Origin of the sequence: Vibrio qinghaiensis, from assembly GCF_002257545.1 — a bacterium.
GTDB lineage: Bacteria > Pseudomonadota > Gammaproteobacteria > Enterobacterales > Vibrionaceae > Vibrio > Vibrio ordalii.
On record NZ_CP022741.1, the window covers coordinates 105,630 to 123,058 of the forward strand.

The window sequence follows — 17,429 nt, forward strand, 5'->3', positions numbered from 1 at the left end:
GAATTTGAATAGCGAAATTAACGGTTGTGAGCGATGCTGCTTACGGCGGCTAATTCTGCGGCTTCTTGCTCTTGTTGCTCTTGGCGCGCACGGGCATCAAGTACATCTTTCGTGATAAGACCTTCTTCGATTTCGCGCAGGGCGATAACCGTTGGCTTATCGTTCTCTTCTGGCACCAATGAATCTTTACCGCCAGTTTGCATTTGACGAGCGCGGCGAGCCGCAATCAGAACTAGGTCGAAACGATTGCCCACTTTTTCAACAGCGTCTTGAACAGTTACGCGTGCCATGAGAACTCCAAATAGTTAACTAAAAATTTTTAAATGACGAGAAAGTATACAGTCTAATCTTTGTTTATACTAGCGATAGACTTTGCCTTGTTTGAGCGGGTGATTATTCCGCCAGTAGCGCGTTGAGCATGCTGCTATATTTAGCAGCTTGCTTGTCTTGCTTCAATCGTTCAGCACGTAAAATGGCCCTGAAATCCATTAATGCCACATCGAAATCATCATTTATGATGACATAGTCGTATTCGGTGTAATGCGAGATTTCAGCTTGAGCTTCATTCATACGTTTAGCAATGACGGCTTCACTGTCTTGACCACGAGCATTCAAGCGGCGTTCCAATTCTTCTTTTGAGGGAGGAAGGATAAACACACTTTTTGCATCCGGCATTTTGTCGCGTATTTGACGCGCGCCTTGCCAGTCAATATCAAGAAAAACGTCAATGCCTTTGTTGAGGTTATTTTCAATCCATACCTTAGAGGTGCCGTAGTAGTTGCCAAATACTTCAGCATGTTCGAGAAATTCACCTTTAGTAATCAACTCTTCAAACAGCTCTTTTTGCACAAAATGGTAGTGAACACCATCTTGTTCGCCCGGGCGCATGCCGCGTGTGGTATGTGAAACAGAGACTTTCATCGCATAGGTTGGGTTGGTTTCCAACATCGCAGAGATCAAGCTTGATTTGCCTGCACCACTGGGTGCAGAGACGATATAAAGAGTACCTTTGCCCATCTGTTCTGTTCCACGTTAGGTTAGGATTGAATGCTGATATTTGCGTCTATCAACATGTTAAAAGATAGCACTGACCCAGAGAGTTTCATCCTAGAAAATGAAAATAAGGCCAGAAAAAATGGAGGCGAAGAGTAGCACGTTCTCATGGATGTCTACAACAAAAAGGTCGGCCTTTAGCGGTGAAAGGGGAATTTTAAAACGGTGATATTTTCTTCAATGGGTAAACGTTTGCTCTTATTTCAAGGCTTGTCGAGGGGTTTTATTGCTGTATAATCGCCCGCCGCTGAGCTCGTGATTTGAATATGATCGCGTGGTAAGTCTATAAATTAATGCAAGACTAATTCTTCGATTTGGGTTCCCTCGCCCCCAAAACAAACTAAAAAGGTACACAATGAGTTATTTTACCCTTGCGCAGCAGCGCAAAGCTTTGGCACTTTTAGTGCTATTTCATTTGATCATTATTGCATCAAGCAATTATCTGGTTCAGCTGCCCTTTACTGTATTCGGTTTACATACCACTTGGGGCGCGTTTACTTTCCCATTCATTTTTCTGGCAACGGATCTCACTGTGCGTATTTTTGGTGCAGCCTTGGCTCGTAAAATCATTTTCTTAGTGATGTTACCTGCTTTGATTGTTTCTTATGCACTCTCGGTGCTATTTTTTGAAGGTCAATTCCAAGGGCTTGCTCAGCTTCATGAGTTTAATCTGTTTGTTGCTCGTATTGCGATTGCCAGTTTTATGGCGTATTTGCTAGGGCAAATTATGGATGTGCATGTGTTTAATCGTCTGCGCCAGATGAAGCAGTGGTGGGTTGCGCCAACATGTTCTACGTTATTTGGTAATGCATTAGACACGGTCGCTTTTTTTGCGATTGCTTTCTATCAAAGCCCCGATCCGTTCATGGCTGAACATTGGACCGAAATTGCTTTGGTTGATTATGGTTTTAAACTGGTGATCAGTTTAGGCCTGTTTGTGCCGATGTACGGTGTGCTGCTCAATTACTTGATCCGCAAGCTGACAGCGGTCAACCCTGATTTCCGAGCCGTTGGGATCAATGCTCAGTAGTTGAAACGTTCAGTGGTGGAGTAGTAAGCCATTATACTAGGAAGATAGCAAATCAAAGCCCGAGCAAGTGCTGCTCGGGCTTTTTCATGTGTCTGCATCTTATAACTATGATGGGTCGATAATGAGTGGCCAACCAATGTCGCTTTGACGGTTTGCTTCAATATCCAGCTCGGCGGTGGTGAGAGGATTGGCCGCTAACCATTTGGCGGATAACCGAAGAGTCAGTTGGTCACCTTGAGCTTGTAATGTAAATTTAGGCTGTAGTGCCTCGTTACGACGATGGCTGAGCAATACGGCAAGGCGCAGTAAACGTAACACCCGCTTGGCGCTGTTGCCCGACAAAGCGTACTGCTCTGGCAATGAAGAGAGCTGCTCGCGATAACGACGAGCAATTTCGCCTAGAAAGTGTTTCTGTGCACGGGTATAGCCGGGTAAGTCGAGGTTTTGTAACAGGTAGGCGCTGTGTTCACCGCCTTTTTTTAAATCAATCGCTAACCCTATTTCATGCAATTGTGCAGCAGTAGTGAGCAGCATTTCAGCTTGCGGTTCCGCAATCCAATCTTCCCCCCCACACTGTTTGAGCAGCGATTGGGCAAGTTGAGCCACTTGCTTGGCGTAGTCAACATCAATTTGATATCGCACCTGGACGCTATTGATGGTACGCGTTCGAATGTCATCTTGGCGCAGCTCTTCGACCATTTCATACACTAAGCCTTCACGCAATGCGCCGCCAGCTAAAGTCATCGATTCAATCTCGAGCAGTTCAAAGATGGCAATTAAAATCGAGAGGCCACTTGGGAAAACTAACGCTCGCTCTAAAGTTAATCCTTCAATATCAAGCTCTTCCAAGTGATCGGCGAGCATCGCTTGTTTTTGCAAGCGTTTTAGTTTGGTATGAGTGATCACCTCATCCATCCCTTGCGCCAGCATAATCTCTTGCAACGCTTGTACTGTGCCACTGGCACCCACGCACACATCCCAACCTAACTGTGAGTATTGTTCAAGGATAGGCGCTAACGTCTGTTTTGCAGCGTCAATCGCTTGATTAAAGTTAGCCGCGTTAAGCTGTCTGTCTTTAAAATGGCGCTCAAGCCAAGTGACGCAGCCCATTTTTAAACTGGTTAACGCTTTGGCATCGAACCCTTCACCAATGATGAGTTCAGTACTGGCCCCACCAATATCGACAACCAAGCGTCGTCCTAAGCCACCTGAAGTGTGCGCCACTCCTTTGTAGATAGTTGCCGCCTCTTCTTCACCGGAAATTACCTGAATGGGGTGGCCGAGTATTTGGTTGGCTTGAGTTAAAAACAGTTCAACGTTGGTGGCTGTACGCAGTGTGGCAGTGCCAACAATACGGATATTGCTGGCGGGTATATCTTGTAGTCGTTCCGCAAATAAACTGAGGCAGTCCCATCCTCGCTGCATCGCTTCTTGGCTAAGAGCGTTGTTATCATCTAACCCGGCGGCCAAGCGTACTTTGCGCTTTATTTTGGCCATCGTTTGTACACTGCCATCAATATGACGCACGATGAGCATATGAAAACTGTTCGACCCAAGGTCGATGGCAGCGTAGAGCGGCGAGGAGACGGCTTTACTCATAAATGGATTACGAACCCTTATTACTTTGATGCGGTTGACGTGGGCGACGACTTTGTGGCTTACGGTTGCCAGTACGAGGGCCATTATTATTAGTACGGCGCTGCTGAGGATTACGAGAACGCAGACGAATTGGCGGTGGTAAGTCTTCAATCAACGCCGATGCATCGTAATCAGAAACAGGAACCGCGTGCCCGGTATACTCTTCAATCGCGGTTAGGTTAATGGCGTACTCTTCACAGGCAAAACTAATCGAATGACCACTCTCTCCTGCGCGACCTGTACGACCAATGCGGTGCACGTAGTCTTCACAGTCATCAGGTAAGTCGTAGTTGAATACGTGTGTGACTTGAGGAATGTGTAAGCCTCGCGCTGCCACGTCGGTTGCAACAAGAATGTCGACATCACCGGTAGTGAATTGCTCAAGGATCTTTTCACGTTTCTTCTGCGGTACATCACCCGTTAGCAGGCCGACACGGTGCCCATCTGCAGCTAAATGACCCCAAATAGAGTCGCAGCGGTGTTTTGTGTTGGCAAAAATGATGGCGCGATCTGGCCAGTCTTGTTCTATCAGTGTCTGTAATAGCGCCATCTTATGTTCGTTAGACGGGTAGAACAGCTCTTCTTGGATGCGATGGCCAGTTTTTTGTTCTGGTTCAACAACCACGTGCTCAGGGTTATGCATGTGCTCGAACGCCAACTCTTGAACGCGATAAGAAAGCGTGGCTGAAAACAGCATGTTCAGGCGCTCTTTAGGTTCTGGCATACGGCGAAACAGAAAACGAATGTCCTTGATAAAACCAAGGTCAAACATGCGATCAGCTTCATCCAGCACAACTGCTTGAATATTATTCAAGTTAAACACGTGTTGTTTGTAGAAATCGATGATACGTCCTGTTGTACCGATCAATATGTCGACACCATCTTGCAGCTTAGACAACTGCTTATCGTAGCTTTCACCACCGTAAGCCAGCGCAGCTTTGATACCGGTACTGGCAATCAGAGGTTCGGCGTCGTTATAAATTTGAATCGCTAACTCACGAGTCGGGGCCATAATAATGGCACGCGGCTGCGTCGGTTTTCGCCCTTCATGTTCAGGGGTTGTTAGTAAGTGGTTAAAAGTAGCAGCGAGAAACGCAAGCGTTTTACCAGTCCCTGTTTGGGCCTGGCCTGCAATGTCTTGGCCGGTGAGCAGTACCGGCAACGCCAAGGCTTGGATCGGGGTACAGTAATCGAACCCTTTTTTTTCCAATCCTTCAACAACTTGAGGATGTAATCCCAAATCGGCGAACTTTTGCTCTGTGATATGTGTCTTTTTCATCGCCATAGAATATCAGCTTAAGCTTGCAATACGAAAGTAAATACATTCCAATAGAGCATCTATTTACTGGTTAGCTTATAATCAGTGCAGAAAAACATATTGGAGTGGAAGATGAGCGATAAGATTTTGCAGCTTACAGATGATGGTTTTGAGAACGATGTAATCAAAGCTGCAGGCCCTGTTCTTGTTGATTTTTGGGCAGAATGGTGTGGTCCTTGTAAGATGATTGCGCCAATTTTGGATGAAATCGCTAGCGAGTACGAAGGCAAACTGACTATCGGTAAATTAAATATCGACCACAACGCAGGTACTCCACCTAAGTTTGGTATTCGTGGCATCCCAACCTTGCTGCTGTTCAAAAATGGCAACGTCGCTGCAACGAAAGTTGGTGCGTTATCAAAAACTCAATTGAAAGAGTTTTTGGACGCAAACCTATAACAGGTATCGCAAAGCCGTACATTTTCTGATGCACGGCTTTGTTTTTTTGAAAAGAAACAAACTCTAGACTAGGCTATTATTTAGTGCTAGTTTATCGCACGTTAATTAGACAAGTGTTCACTTCTTGGTCGATCCTGAGACCAAAATCCATCTTAACTAGAAAATAGATCCTATTTTGACTAAACAAGTATCCACCACAATGAATCTAACAGAATTGAAGAACAGACCTGTGTCTGATCTTGTGAAGCTTGGTGAGAGCCTAGGCCTCGAAAACCTGGCGCGTCTAAGAAAACAAGACATCATCTTCTCCATCCTAAAAGCGCACGCAAAAAGTGGTGAAGATATATTTGGTGATGGGGTCTTGGAAATTCTTCAAGACGGTTTTGGTTTCTTACGTAGCGCCGACTGTTCATATTTAGCTGGCCCTGATGATATCTACGTATCACCAAGCCAAATTCGCCGTTTCAACTTGCGCACCGGTGACTCAGTATCTGGCAAAATCCGCCCACCAAAAGAAGGCGAACGTTATTTCGCATTGTTAAAAGTTAACACCGTTAACCACGACAAACCGGATAATGCACGTAACAAGATTTTATTTGAGAACTTAACTCCACTACATGCCAATGAACGTATGATCATGGAGCGTGGTAATGGCTCGACAGAAGACATTACGGCACGAGTTCTAGACCTTGCCTCTCCGATTGGTAAAGGCCAGCGTGGTTTGATTGTTGCTCCGCCAAAAGCGGGCAAAACCATGTTGCTACAAAATATCGCGCAAAGTATTGCTAACAACCATCCTGATTGTGTGTTGATGGTGCTACTTATTGACGAACGTCCTGAAGAAGTAACGGAAATGCAACGCCTTGTGAAAGGCGAAGTGGTTGCTTCTACGTTCGATGAGCCAGCTTCACGTCACGTACAAGTGGCAGAAATGGTGATCGAAAAAGCAAAACGTTTGGTTGAGCATAAGAAAGATGTGGTTATCCTGCTTGATTCCATCACACGTTTAGCACGCGCTTACAATACTGTGATCCCGTCATCTGGCAAAGTCTTGACTGGTGGTGTGGATGCCAATGCATTGCAACGTCCTAAGCGCTTTTTTGGTGCGGCTCGTAATGTAGAAGAAGGCGGTAGTTTAACGATTATTGCGACGGCACTGGTTGATACCGGCTCTAAAATGGATGAAGTTATCTACGAAGAGTTTAAAGGTACAGGTAACATGGAATTGCACCTTAACCGTAAAATTGCGGAAAAACGTGTCTTCCCTGCTATCGACTTCAACCGCAGCGGTACTCGTCGTGAAGAGTTGCTTACTAAGCCTGATGAGTTACAAAAAATGTGGATTCTGCGTAAGATCGTTCACCCAATGAGTGAGAGTGACGCAATGGAATTCTTAATTGATAAGCTCGCGATGACGAAAACCAATGATGAGTTTTTTGATGCGATGCGCCGTCAATAATAGACGCTAAGTTTAGTATGACCAACGCCACCGTTTATCGGTGGCGTTTTTGTTTGCATTTGACCCATTAACCTTCCACAATAGGCTAAATGTTACAAGGAGGTTAAAATGCAACAAGGAATGTTGTCGTCGCTTCTCCTCTCGCTATTTTTATTTTGTGCGTGGCCAAGTGCTGCCTCTATAGAAATAACGTCTGATACAGCTCAGAAATGGCTTCAGGAAGAACAAATTCGCCATAAAAGTGCAGAGCTATTGCAGTACGCGGTACATGATGAATTTGATTCTTTGCGCTTTTCATTACAACGTTTAGCGCTATTGCCGCAAGAAGCCGTACGTTTCCTGTTGCTGCAAAAAATCGAGCAGTTGGATCTCACGCTAACGCCGAATATGGTGATCTTCATTGAAGAGCAGCAAGCGCTTGCACCCACTTATCAAGTTGTCGAAAAAGAACAAGGCTATGAATTCTCCACCCCAGCTTTTGACTCTTCTGCGATAGCCAGCCGTTTATTAAAGCGTTGGCGGCAGGAACAAACCACTCTCGATTTCTTGGTGAAGGCCGTACGCCAAGAGCTAGTATTGAAAACATGGCTGTCAGGGACTCAATATCAAGTAAAAATTCGCGAAACATTACTGATCCGCGAGTTAGATACACTATCCCCAGATGCTCTATCTGCCCTCACAGAGCAACTGACATCAGAACCAGTGACCGGATGGTTGCCTTCCACACAAGTGATGGTTCGATTAGCTCAGGTTAGTGAAGATCCTAAAATCTATAAACTCCTGTGGCTGATGCGGGTCGATTTCTCCATTCAGCAGGAACTCACACGATTAGCCAGCGTGAGCGATGAATTTGCGATAAAACAGATCATGGCTGCCAGCGAAAATCCGAGTTTAAAAGTACAAGCGATTAAGGAGTTAGTTCGCATCAGCCCCATGCGTCCTGATATCCGCGACTTTCTGATAGCCAAAATGTCAATCAATGAAGAGGTCAATTTAGTAGCCACTGCTTTGGTCGAGCAGGGACACAGCAGTTGGCTAAAGGATTTACTGGTGAGTAATTCTCAGGTGAAAAGCCGTGGTATTTTACAAGCCCTCTCTCAATAACCCTATGAAATTTGGGGATCGTTAATGGGTTGTTTTTGTTATACTGCCTGCAGTTTAATCAGCGATGTAGTAGGCCTATGAGCTTTAAGGATTTACGTGAATTTGTTGACCATCTGGAAAAAACAGGCCAACTAAAACGCATTACTTGCCCGATTGACCCTCATTATGAAATGACGGAAATTAGCGATCGCACTTTGCGTGCCGCAGGTCCTGCTTTGCTATTTGAAAACCCGATCGGTTATACGGTTCCGGTGCTCACTAACTTGTTTGGCACCGCAAAACGCGTCGCGATCGGCATGGGGCGTAAAGAGGTCCAAGAGTTAAGGGAAGTCGGCAAATTACTGGCTTATCTCAAAGAGCCCGAGCCACCGCAGGGCTTCAAAGATGCTATCGATAAATTGCCTTTATTTAAGCAAGTGCTCAACATGCCAACCAAACGGCTACGCAAGGCTCCTTGCCAGGAGATCGTTTGGCAGGGCAGCGATGTTGACTTAGATAAAATTCCGGTAATGAGTTGCTGGGCCGATGATGTGGCACCCCTTCTAACTTGGGGGCTGACCATCACTAAAGGGCCAAACAAAAAGCGACAAAATCTCGGAATTTATCGTCAGCAGAAGCTTAGTAAAAACAAAGTCATTATGCGTTGGCTGGCGCATCGTGGTGGTGCTCTAGATTTAAGAGATTGGATGGACACTCATCCCGGAGAGAATTTCCCAGTTTCAGTGGCTTTTGGTGCTGATCCTGCAACCATTCTAGGCGCGGTGACACCAGTGCCAGATACGCTTTCTGAATATGCTTTTGCGGGATTGTTACGAGGCAGCAAAACAGAAGTGGTTAAATCGCTCAGTAATGATCTAGATGTGCCTGCTAGTGCGGAAATTGTGCTGGAAGGCTACATAGATCCAAACGAATATGCTGACGAAGGGCCTTATGGTGATCACACGGGTTACTATAATGAAGTTGAAAAGCATCGTGTCTTTACGGTTACGCATATCACAATGCGCAGCAATCCTATCTACCATAGCACTTATACCGGACGCCCACCTGATGAACCCGCTGTGCTTGGTGTTGCGTTAAATGAAGTGTTTGTACCTATACTCCAAAAACAGTTTCCTGAAATCGTCGATTTTTATTTGCCGCCGGAAGGTTGTTCTTATCGAATGGCGGTAGTGACGATGAAAAAGCAATACCCAGGTCATGCAAAGCGAGTCATGATGGGAGTTTGGTCGTTCCTTCGCCAGTTTATGTACACTAAATATGTGGTGGTGTGCGATGAATCAGTCGATGCTCGTGATTGGAATTCAGTTATCAATGCAATGACAACACATATGGACCCAGTGCGAGATACTTTATTTATCGAGCATACACCGATTGATTCACTTGATTTTGCCTCTCCAGTGGTGGGGCTGGGCTCCAAAATGGGCTTAGATGCTACCATTAAATGGGATGTTGAGAGTGACGGTACAAGACAACAATCGTCACCATCAACGGCTCCTCAGATCAAAGCTGAGCATTTGGATCAGCTTAGAGCACAGCATTCTGAGATTGTTGATATCTATTTAGTGCCATTTTCTAATGATGGTTTCTTGATTGTATCCATGAACAAAGCGTTCGCTGGTCAATCTCAAGAGCTGTTAAAAAAGATATGGGCATTTTTAGAGACATTTTCAAACCTGAAGTTTGTTGTGCTCTGTGATGATGATGTGAATATCCGAGATTGGAATGATGTGATTTGGGCGATAACCACGCGCATGGATCCGTCTCGAGATACTGATCGTATAGAAGCTAATGAAGGGCAATGTTCCAAGCTCTTACTGGATGCAACCAACAAACTCTTTGGTGAAGTTCAGCGAGAGTGGGGGACGCCAATCAAAAAAGATCACGAGGTAGTCACTAAAATAGACTCTATCTGGGATGAGTTAGGTATTTTATGACCTACACGGTGATCTTGCTGCCGAAAGGCGATACTTTTGAAGTACAAGACGGTACAACGGTGTTGGAAGCTGCGCTCAAAAAGAACATCTCTTTTCCACACCGTTGTCAAATAGGTGCATGCGCTATGTGTATGTGCAGAAAATTAGAAGGTGTAGTGGAATATAACTTAGAGCCGATGTTGACTGACGAAGAGCAGCGACAAGGTTGGATATTCCCTTGCCAAGCCTTTGCAACAAGTAGCTTAGTACTTACTTTTGCAGAGTAAGTCAGAGGAAAAACATGACCACCCAATGTAAAGTAAAGTCAATTGAGCCATTAGCCTCTAATACTTATAAAATCATCCTCCAACCTGAAAGCGTTCTTGCATTTAAAGCTGGGCAATATCTCATGGTAGAAATGGGTGAGAAAGATAAACGTCCATTTTCTATCGCAAGCAGCCCTTGCCGTTCTGGTGAACTAGAGCTGCACATTGGTGCCGCCGAGCATAATGCTTACGCACAGGAAGTAGTTGAGAAAATGAAAACGGCATTAAGCAACAAGGGTTTCGTCAACATAGATGCACCTCACGGTGATGCGTGGGTAAAAGAAAATGAGCGCCCTCTACTACTCATTGCTGGAGGAACAGGTTTTAGCTATGTACGCTCGATTTTAGATCACTGTATTAGCCAAAAAAAAAGTAACGCTATCTATTTGTACTGGGGAGCAAAAGACGTTTACCAACTCTATGCAAAAACAGAACTGAGTGAGATTGCTCAGCAATTTGAGAACATCCACTTTGTACCTGTTGTTGAAACGGCTGATGAAGGTTGGAATGGCAAGGTTGGCAATGTACTCCAAGCGATCAATGATGATTTCGAGTCGTTAGAAGCGTACGACATTTATATTGCAGGTCGTTTTGATATGGCTGGAGCAGCAAGAGAACAGTTTACCCAATACAAAAATGCAAAAAGCGATCACATGTTTGCTGATGCCTATGCTTTTATTTAAGATCGAGAGAGGTTAAAGCCTATCAAAAGAGAGCGAAATGCTCTCTTTTGACGCTTTGTGGCTGCTATTTAAACAAAATAGATGTTTTTCTTGTTTTTTATTAAAAACCGCTTGCACTCATCTCCGTTCTCCCTATAATGCCGCCTCACTGACACGGCACAGCCAGTAAGGGTTCAAACCCAACTAGCCAGCCAATCAGTAGGTCAAATCAGTAAGACGAAATAATGTAAAAAAGTGTTTGACACTCACAATTATCTCGCTAGAATGGCCGCCTCTTCAAAGGAAGCCTCGGCAACCCAACGAAGAACGCTCTTTAACAATATAAACCTATCAATCTGTGTGGGCACTCGTTGATGATAATCGAAAAAGATTTATCAATGAACTGAGTGACCTGAACTAGCAATAGTTCGAATGCTTTTTGATTTCACTTTTTCTTAAAAAGTGAAGACCAAGAAGCGGCACAGTCAATTCATTGTTGTTCTGTTGGAACAACAATAGCTTTAAAATTACTTTTTTACTTTCGAGTAAGAGCAGTTTTGAAGTCAGTATTCATTGAGCCGGTCTTAGGACCAACAAAACTTTAATTGAAGAGTTTGATCATGGCTCAGATTGAACGCTGGCGGCAGGCCTAACACATGCAAGTCGAGCGGCAGCACAGAGGAACTTGTTCCTTGGGTGGCGAGCGGCGGACGGGTGAGTAATGCCTAGGAAATTGCCCTGATGTGGGGGATAACCATTGGAAACGATGGCTAATACCGCATGATGCCTACGGGCCAAAGAGGGGGACCTTCGGGCCTCTCGCGTCAGGATATGCCTAGGTGGGATTAGCTAGTTGGTGAGGTAATGGCTCACCAAGGCGACGATCCCTAGCTGGTCTGAGAGGATGATCAGCCACACTGGAACTGAGACACGGTCCAGACTCCTACGGGAGGCAGCAGTGGGGAATATTGCACAATGGGCGCAAGCCTGATGCAGCCATGCCGCGTGTATGAAGAAGGCCTTCGGGTTGTAAAGTACTTTCAGTCGTGAGGAAGGTGGTGTTGTTAATAGCAGCATCATTTGACGTTAGCGACAGAAGAAGCACCGGCTAACTCCGTGCCAGCAGCCGCGGTAATACGGAGGGTGCGAGCGTTAATCGGAATTACTGGGCGTAAAGCGCATGCAGGTGGTGGATTAAGTCAGATGTGAAAGCCCGGGGCTCAACCTCGGAACCGCATTTGAAACTGGTTCACTAGAGTACTGTAGAGGGGGGTAGAATTTCAGGTGTAGCGGTGAAATGCGTAGAGATCTGAAGGAATACCGGTGGCGAAGGCGGCCCCCTGGACAGATACTGACACTCAGATGCGAAAGCGTGGGGAGCAAACAGGATTAGATACCCTGGTAGTCCACGCCGTAAACGATGTCTACTTGGAGGTTGTGGCCTTGAGCCGTGGCTTTCGGAGCTAACGCGTTAAGTAGACCGCCTGGGGAGTACGGTCGCAAGATTAAAACTCAAATGAATTGACGGGGGCCCGCACAAGCGGTGGAGCATGTGGTTTAATTCGATGCAACGCGAAGAACCTTACCTACTCTTGACATCTACAGAATCCTGCGGAGACGCGGGAGTGCCTTCGGGAACTGTAAGACAGGTGCTGCATGGCTGTCGTCAGCTCGTGTTGTGAAATGTTGGGTTAAGTCCCGCAACGAGCGCAACCCTTATCCTTGTTTGCCAACGAGTAATGTCGGGAACTCCAGGGAGACTGCCGGTGATAAACCGGAGGAAGGTGGGGACGACGTCAAGTCATCATGGCCCTTACGAGTAGGGCTACACACGTGCTACAATGGCGCATACAGAGGGCAGCAAGCTAGCGATAGTGAGCGAATCCCAAAAAGTGCGTCGTAGTCCGGATTGGAGTCTGCAACTCGACTCCATGAAGTCGGAATCGCTAGTAATCGTAGATCAGAATGCTACGGTGAATACGTTCCCGGGCCTTGTACACACCGCCCGTCACACCATGGGAGTGGGCTGCACCAGAAGTGGTTAGTTTAACCGCACTTTCTTCGGAGAGAGTGGAGGACGATCACCACGGTGTGGTTCATGACTGGGGTGAAGTCGTAACAAGGTAGCGCTAGGGGAACCTGGCGCTGGATCACCTCCTTATACGAAGATTACACTGATGAGTGTCCACACAGATTGATGGTTTATACAGTTTAAGAGACGAGGATGTTGCCAAACATTCTTACTTAGTGTCCCGTTCGTCTAGAGGCCTAGGACACCGCCCTTTCACGGCGGTAACAGGGGTTCGACTCCCCTACGGGATACCATCTTTAAATGTTCTTACGAGAATCTTTAAAAATGGTTTCTTTCTTTAGTAGAAAGTCAAATCGTGCTCTTTAACAATTTGGAAAGCTGACTGATAACAACGAACGTGTTTGTTGTTATCAAATAAAAGTTCTCAACATCAATGCGTTTAACGTATTGATACCAAACACATTCAAGTGTTCTTGGGAAAGCTTACTGCGGTAAGTTTTCAAAATTGAGTCCGGCAAAATCAAACGTCTCTCGCTCATTCAAATAATGAGAGACAACCTTGGTGACTTGTCTGCAACACGAAACTTCTTCGGGTTGTATGGTTAAGTGACTAAGCGTACACGGTGGATGCCTTGGCAGTCAGAGGCGATGAAGGACGTAGTAACTTGCGATAAGCGTAGATTAGGCAGTAACAGCCACTTGAGTCTACGATTTCCGAATGGGGAAACCCACGTGCATAAGCACGTATCCTTACCTGAATACATAGGGTAAGGAGGCAAACCGGGGGAACTGAAACATCTAAGTACCCCGAGGAGAAGAAATCAACAGAGATTCCGAAAGTAGCGGCGAGCGAAATTGGACTAGCCCTTAAGCTTTTAATGATGCAGGTGAAGCCTCTGGAAAGTGGCGCAATAAAGGGTGATAGCCCCGTAACTGTTCCATCATTATAAGTGAAATCGAGTAAGGCGGGACACGTGTTATCCTGTCTGAACATGGGGGGACCATCCTCCAAGGCTAAATACTACTGACTGACCGATAGTGAACCAGTACCGTGAGGGAAAGGCGAAAAGAACCCCTGTGAGGGGAGTGAAATAGAACCTGAAACCGTGTACGTACAAGCAGTAGGAGCAGGCATTGTCCTGTGACTGCGTACCTTTTGTATAATGGGTCAGCGACTTATATTCAGTGGCAAGGTTAACCGAATAGGGGAGCCGTAGGGAAACCGAGTCTTAACTGGGCGCTTTAGTCTCTGGATATAGACCCGAAACCGGGTGATCTAGCCATGGGCAGGTTGAAGGTTGAGTAACATCAACTGGAGGACCGAACCGACTAATGTTGAAAAATTAGCGGATGACTTGTGGCTAGGGGTGAAAGGCCAATCAAACTCGGAGATAGCTGGTTCTCCCCGAAAGCTATTTAGGTAGCGCCTCGGACGAATACTACTGGGGGTAGAGCACTGTTAAGGCTAGGGGGTCATCCCGACTTACCAACCCTTTGCAAACTCCGAATACCAGTAAGTACTATCCGGGAGACACACGGCGGGTGCTAACGTCCGTCGTGGAGAGGGAAACAACCCAGACCGCCAGCTAAGGTCCCAAATTACTACTAAGTGGGAAACGATGTGGGAAGGCTCAGACAGCCAGGATGTTGGCTTAGAAGCAGCCATCATTTAAAGAAAGCGTAATAGCTCACTGGTCGAGTCGGCCTGCGCGGAAGATGTAACGGGGCTAAGTAGTAAACCGAAGCTGCGGCAATACAGTTTACTGTATTGGGTAGGGGAGCGTTCTGTAAGCCGTTGAAGGTGTGTTGTAAAGCATGCTGGAGGTATCAGAAGTGCGAATGCTGACATGAGTAACGATAAGGGGGGTGAAAAACCTCCCCGCCGGAAGACCAAGGGTTCCTGTCCAACGTTAATCGGGGCAGGGTAAGTCGACCCCTAAGGCGAGGCTGAAAAGCGTAGTCGATGGGAAACGGGTTAATATTCCCGTACTGCTTATAATTGCGATGGGGGGACGGAGAAGGCTAGGTGGGCCAGGCGACGGTTGTCCTGGTTCAAGTGCGTAGGCTAAGAGACTAGGTAAATCCGGTTTCTTGTTAGGCTGAGACACGACGTCGAGCTGCTACGGCAGTGAAGTCATTGATGCCCTGCTTCCAGGAAAAGCCTCTAAGCTTCAGATTATAAGCAATCGTACCCCAAACCGACACAGGTGGTCGGGTAGAGAATACCAAGGCGCTTGAGAGAACTCGGGTGAAGGAACTAGGCAAAATGGTACCGTAACTTCGGGAGAAGGTACGCTCTTATTGGTGAAGTCCCTTGCGGATGGAGCTGACGAGAGTCGCAGATACCAGGTGGCTGCAACTGTTTATTAAAAACACAGCACTGTGCAAAATCGCAAGATGACGTATACGGTGTGACGCCTGCCCGGTGCCGGAAGGTTAATTGATGGGGTTAGACTTAGGTCGAAGCTCTTGATCGAAGCCCCGGTAAACGGCGGCCGTAACTATAACGGTCCTAAGGTAGCGAAATTCCTTGTCGGGTAAGTTCCGACCTGCACGAATGGCGTAATGATGGCCACGCTGTCTCCACCCGAGACTCAGTGAAATTGAAATCGCTGTGAAGATGCAGTGTACCCGCGGCTAGACGGAAAGACCCCGTGAACCTTTACTACAGCTTGGCACTGAACATTGAACCTACATGTGTAGGATAGGTGGGAGACTTAGAAGCGCAGTCGCTAGATTGCGTGGAGTCGACCTTGAAATACCACCCTTGTCGTTTTGATGTTCTAACGTAGGCCCCTCATCGGGGTTGCGGACAGTGCCTGGTGGGTAGTTTGACTGGGGCGGTCTCCTCCCAAAGAGTAACGGAGGAGCACGAAGGTGGGCTAATCACGGTTGGACATCGTGAGGTTAGTGCAATGGCATAAGCCCGCTTAACTGCGAGAATGACGGTTCGAGCAGGTACGAAAGTAGGTCATAGTGATCCGGTGGTTCTGAATGGAAGGGCCATCGCTCAACGGATAAAAGGTACTCCGGGGATAACAGGCTGATACCGCCCAAGAGTTCATATCGACGGCGGTGTTTGGCACCTCGATGTCGGCTCATCACATCCTGGGGCTGAAGTCGGTCCCAAGGGTATGGCTGTTCGCCATTTAAAGTGGTACGCGAGCTGGGTTTAGAACGTCGTGAGACAGTTCGGTCCCTATCTGCCGTGGGCGTTGGAAGATTGAAGGGGGCTGCTCCTAGTACGAGAGGACCGGAGTGGACGAACCGCTGGTGTTCGGGTTGTCATGCCAATGGCATTGCCCGGTAGCTAAGTTCGGAATTGATAAGCGCTGAAAGCATCTAAGCGCGAAGCGAGCCCTGAGATGAGTCTTCCCTGGCACTTTAAGTGTCCTAAAGGGTTGTTCGAGACTAGAACGTTGATAGGTTGGGTGTGTAAGCGCTGCGAGGCGTTGAGCTAACCAATACTAATTGCCCGTGAGGCTTAACCATACAACACCGAAGGGGTTTTGTGGGCTCAATTTAAGAACATTGAATGTGTGAATGAGAACGAAGCAGCTTTCCGAATTAAGAAATTTGCTTGGCGACCATAGCGTTGTGGACCCACCTGACTCCATGCCGAACTCAGAAGTGAAACACAACAGCGCCGATGGTAGTGTGGGGTCTCCCCATGTGAGAGTAGGACATCGCCAGGCTTTGACTTGTTGTTTTTAGATTTTTTTTAAAAATCTAAAGGCAAAAAAAGTAGACGAAACGTCTAACCAGACACGCTGCGGAGCGGTAGTTCAGTTGGTTAGAATACCGGCCTGTCACGCCGGGGGTCGCGGGTTCGAGTCCCGTCCGCTCCGCCACTTATTAAGAGCCTCAGCAGTCATGTTGAGGTTTTCTTCAATGAGAAGCATAAATTATTTAGGGGTGTAGCTCCAACTGGCAGAGCAGCGGATTCCAAATCCGCGTGTTGGGAGTTCGAATCTCTCCACCCCTGCCATTTATCAAGCCTCTGCAGAAATGCTGAGGCTTTTTGCTATTTTTCATCTCCTTATTATTTTTTTGGAATATTCTGGTTCTTCAATAAAATATTGTACCCATAGGGTATTAATACCACTCTGTAAATTAACGGGTCAGCTCTATCCACCTTCTCGAACACATCTGTCTGACTCTGGTCGAGCATTCCAAAAAACTATTCCAAGCCCGACATACTTTGGAGACAATGTCTTCGTAATCCGCAAAAAACTGATTGGCTTCTAATCCTTTCTCAAGAAAAGTTTGAACCCACTTATTAACACTGGTTCGGCTGACCTTAAGAAACTTGGCGATTTTGGTGCGAGAGTGTCCATCTTTGAAATGAGCGAGGGCCAGCAGTCTCATTTTCATCTGAATAGATTTCTGCTGGCTTGCGAGCTTTTTAAAGTCGATATTATTGAGGCTGTCCATAGCGAATAAGTTCTATCGTTGAATGCCCTCAATTAGTTCATATTTTTATTTAGGCTGGTAC

General features: G+C 46.5%; 11 protein-coding genes, 3 tRNA genes, 3 rRNA genes and 1 pseudogene. 13 read left to right on the top strand and 5 right to left on the bottom strand.

The window, feature by feature from the left end:
• Positions 1 to 17: 17 nt before the first annotated feature.
• Both rpoZ and gmk read right to left on the bottom strand, forming a co-directional pair.
• A complete protein-coding gene (gene rpoZ / locus CCZ37_RS00510; RefSeq protein WP_094499496.1) occupies positions 18 to 290 on the bottom strand; it encodes a DNA-directed RNA polymerase subunit omega in 273 nt (90 codons plus the stop codon).
• A gap of 103 nt (positions 291 to 393) precedes the next feature.
• The gene (gmk, locus tag CCZ37_RS00515; protein ID WP_010319297.1) at positions 394 to 1,017 is read right to left on the bottom strand and encodes a guanylate kinase; all 624 of its coding nucleotides are present in this window, start codon (positions 1,015 to 1,017) and stop codon (positions 394 to 396) included.
• 391 nt (positions 1,018 to 1,408) lie between these two features.
• Between gmk and CCZ37_RS00520 the strand changes: the two genes are divergently transcribed.
• Entirely contained in the window at positions 1,409 to 2,083 is a 675-nt protein-coding gene (locus tag CCZ37_RS00520; RefSeq protein WP_157729191.1) for a 7-cyano-7-deazaguanine/7-aminomethyl-7-deazaguanine transporter, read from the top strand.
• A gap of 105 nt (positions 2,084 to 2,188) precedes the next feature.
• Here the strand turns inward: CCZ37_RS00520 and gppA are convergent, their stop codons facing one another.
• Entirely contained in the window at positions 2,189 to 3,682 is a 1,494-nt protein-coding gene (gppA, locus tag CCZ37_RS00525) for a guanosine-5'-triphosphate,3'-diphosphate diphosphatase (protein ID WP_094499498.1), read from the bottom strand.
• 7 nt (positions 3,683 to 3,689) lie between these two features.
• Positions 3,690 to 5,000, bottom strand: a complete 1,311-nt coding sequence (rhlB, locus tag CCZ37_RS00530) for an ATP-dependent RNA helicase RhlB (RefSeq protein WP_026027733.1) — start codon at positions 4,998 to 5,000, stop codon at positions 3,690 to 3,692.
• Positions 5,001 to 5,111: 111 nt separating this feature from the next.
• Between rhlB and trxA the strand changes: the two genes are divergently transcribed.
• The 12 genes from trxA to CCZ37_RS00595 all read left to right on the top strand — a co-directional run bounded on the left by trxA (position 5,112) and on the right by CCZ37_RS00595 (position 16,922).
• Positions 5,112 to 5,438, top strand: a complete 327-nt coding sequence (gene trxA / locus CCZ37_RS00535) for a thioredoxin TrxA (protein WP_010319293.1) — start codon at positions 5,112 to 5,114, stop codon at positions 5,436 to 5,438.
• A 199-nt stretch (positions 5,439 to 5,637) separates the two neighbouring features.
• Positions 5,638 to 6,897 (top strand): transcription termination factor Rho, encoded by a 1,260-nt coding sequence (gene rho / locus CCZ37_RS00540; RefSeq protein ID WP_010319292.1) that lies wholly within the window; start codon positions 5,638 to 5,640, stop codon positions 6,895 to 6,897.
• A gap of 108 nt (positions 6,898 to 7,005) precedes the next feature.
• Complete coding sequence (locus tag CCZ37_RS00545; RefSeq protein WP_094499499.1) at positions 7,006 to 8,001, top strand: hypothetical protein; 996 nt, start codon at positions 7,006 to 7,008, stop codon at positions 7,999 to 8,001.
• Positions 8,002 to 8,078: 77 nt separating this feature from the next.
• Positions 8,079 to 9,935 carry a 4-hydroxy-3-polyprenylbenzoate decarboxylase gene (gene ubiD, locus CCZ37_RS00550; protein WP_094499500.1) on the top strand — a complete coding sequence of 619 codons (1,857 nt, stop codon included), beginning with the start codon at positions 8,079 to 8,081 and terminating at the stop codon, positions 9,933 to 9,935.
• Positions 9,932 to 10,201: a 2Fe-2S iron-sulfur cluster-binding protein gene (locus CCZ37_RS00555; RefSeq protein ID WP_094499501.1), complete on the top strand. Its 270-nt coding sequence runs from the start codon at positions 9,932 to 9,934 to the stop codon at positions 10,199 to 10,201. Before ubiD ends, CCZ37_RS00555 begins: the two co-directional genes overlap by 4 nt.
• Before the next feature lie 14 nt (positions 10,202 to 10,215).
• Entirely contained in the window at positions 10,216 to 10,923 is a 708-nt protein-coding gene (gene fre / locus CCZ37_RS00560) for an NAD(P)H-flavin reductase (protein WP_094499502.1), read from the top strand.
• Between the two features lie 581 nt (positions 10,924 to 11,504).
• Positions 11,505 to 13,063 (top strand): 16S ribosomal RNA (locus CCZ37_RS00570).
• Between the two features lie 88 nt (positions 13,064 to 13,151).
• Positions 13,152 to 13,227, top strand: a tRNA-Glu gene (locus CCZ37_RS00575).
• Between the two features lie 307 nt (positions 13,228 to 13,534).
• Positions 13,535 to 16,426: ribosomal RNA gene (locus CCZ37_RS00580) — 23S ribosomal RNA — on the top strand.
• 87 nt (positions 16,427 to 16,513) lie between these two features.
• Positions 16,514 to 16,629 (top strand): 5S ribosomal RNA (rrf, locus tag CCZ37_RS00585).
• Together the 16S, 23S and 5S rRNA genes with 3 tRNA genes alongside form the textbook arrangement of a ribosomal RNA operon.
• Before the next feature lie 79 nt (positions 16,630 to 16,708).
• Positions 16,709 to 16,785, top strand: a tRNA-Asp gene (locus CCZ37_RS00590).
• Between the two features lie 60 nt (positions 16,786 to 16,845).
• Positions 16,846 to 16,922 (top strand) — tRNA-Trp (locus CCZ37_RS00595).
• Between the two features lie 257 nt (positions 16,923 to 17,179).
• Here the strand turns inward: CCZ37_RS00595 and CCZ37_RS19245 are convergent.
• Positions 17,180 to 17,308 (bottom strand): annotated as a pseudogene (locus CCZ37_RS19245) (helix-turn-helix domain-containing protein); the annotation flags it as partial.
• Positions 17,309 to 17,429: the final 121 nt, after the last annotated feature.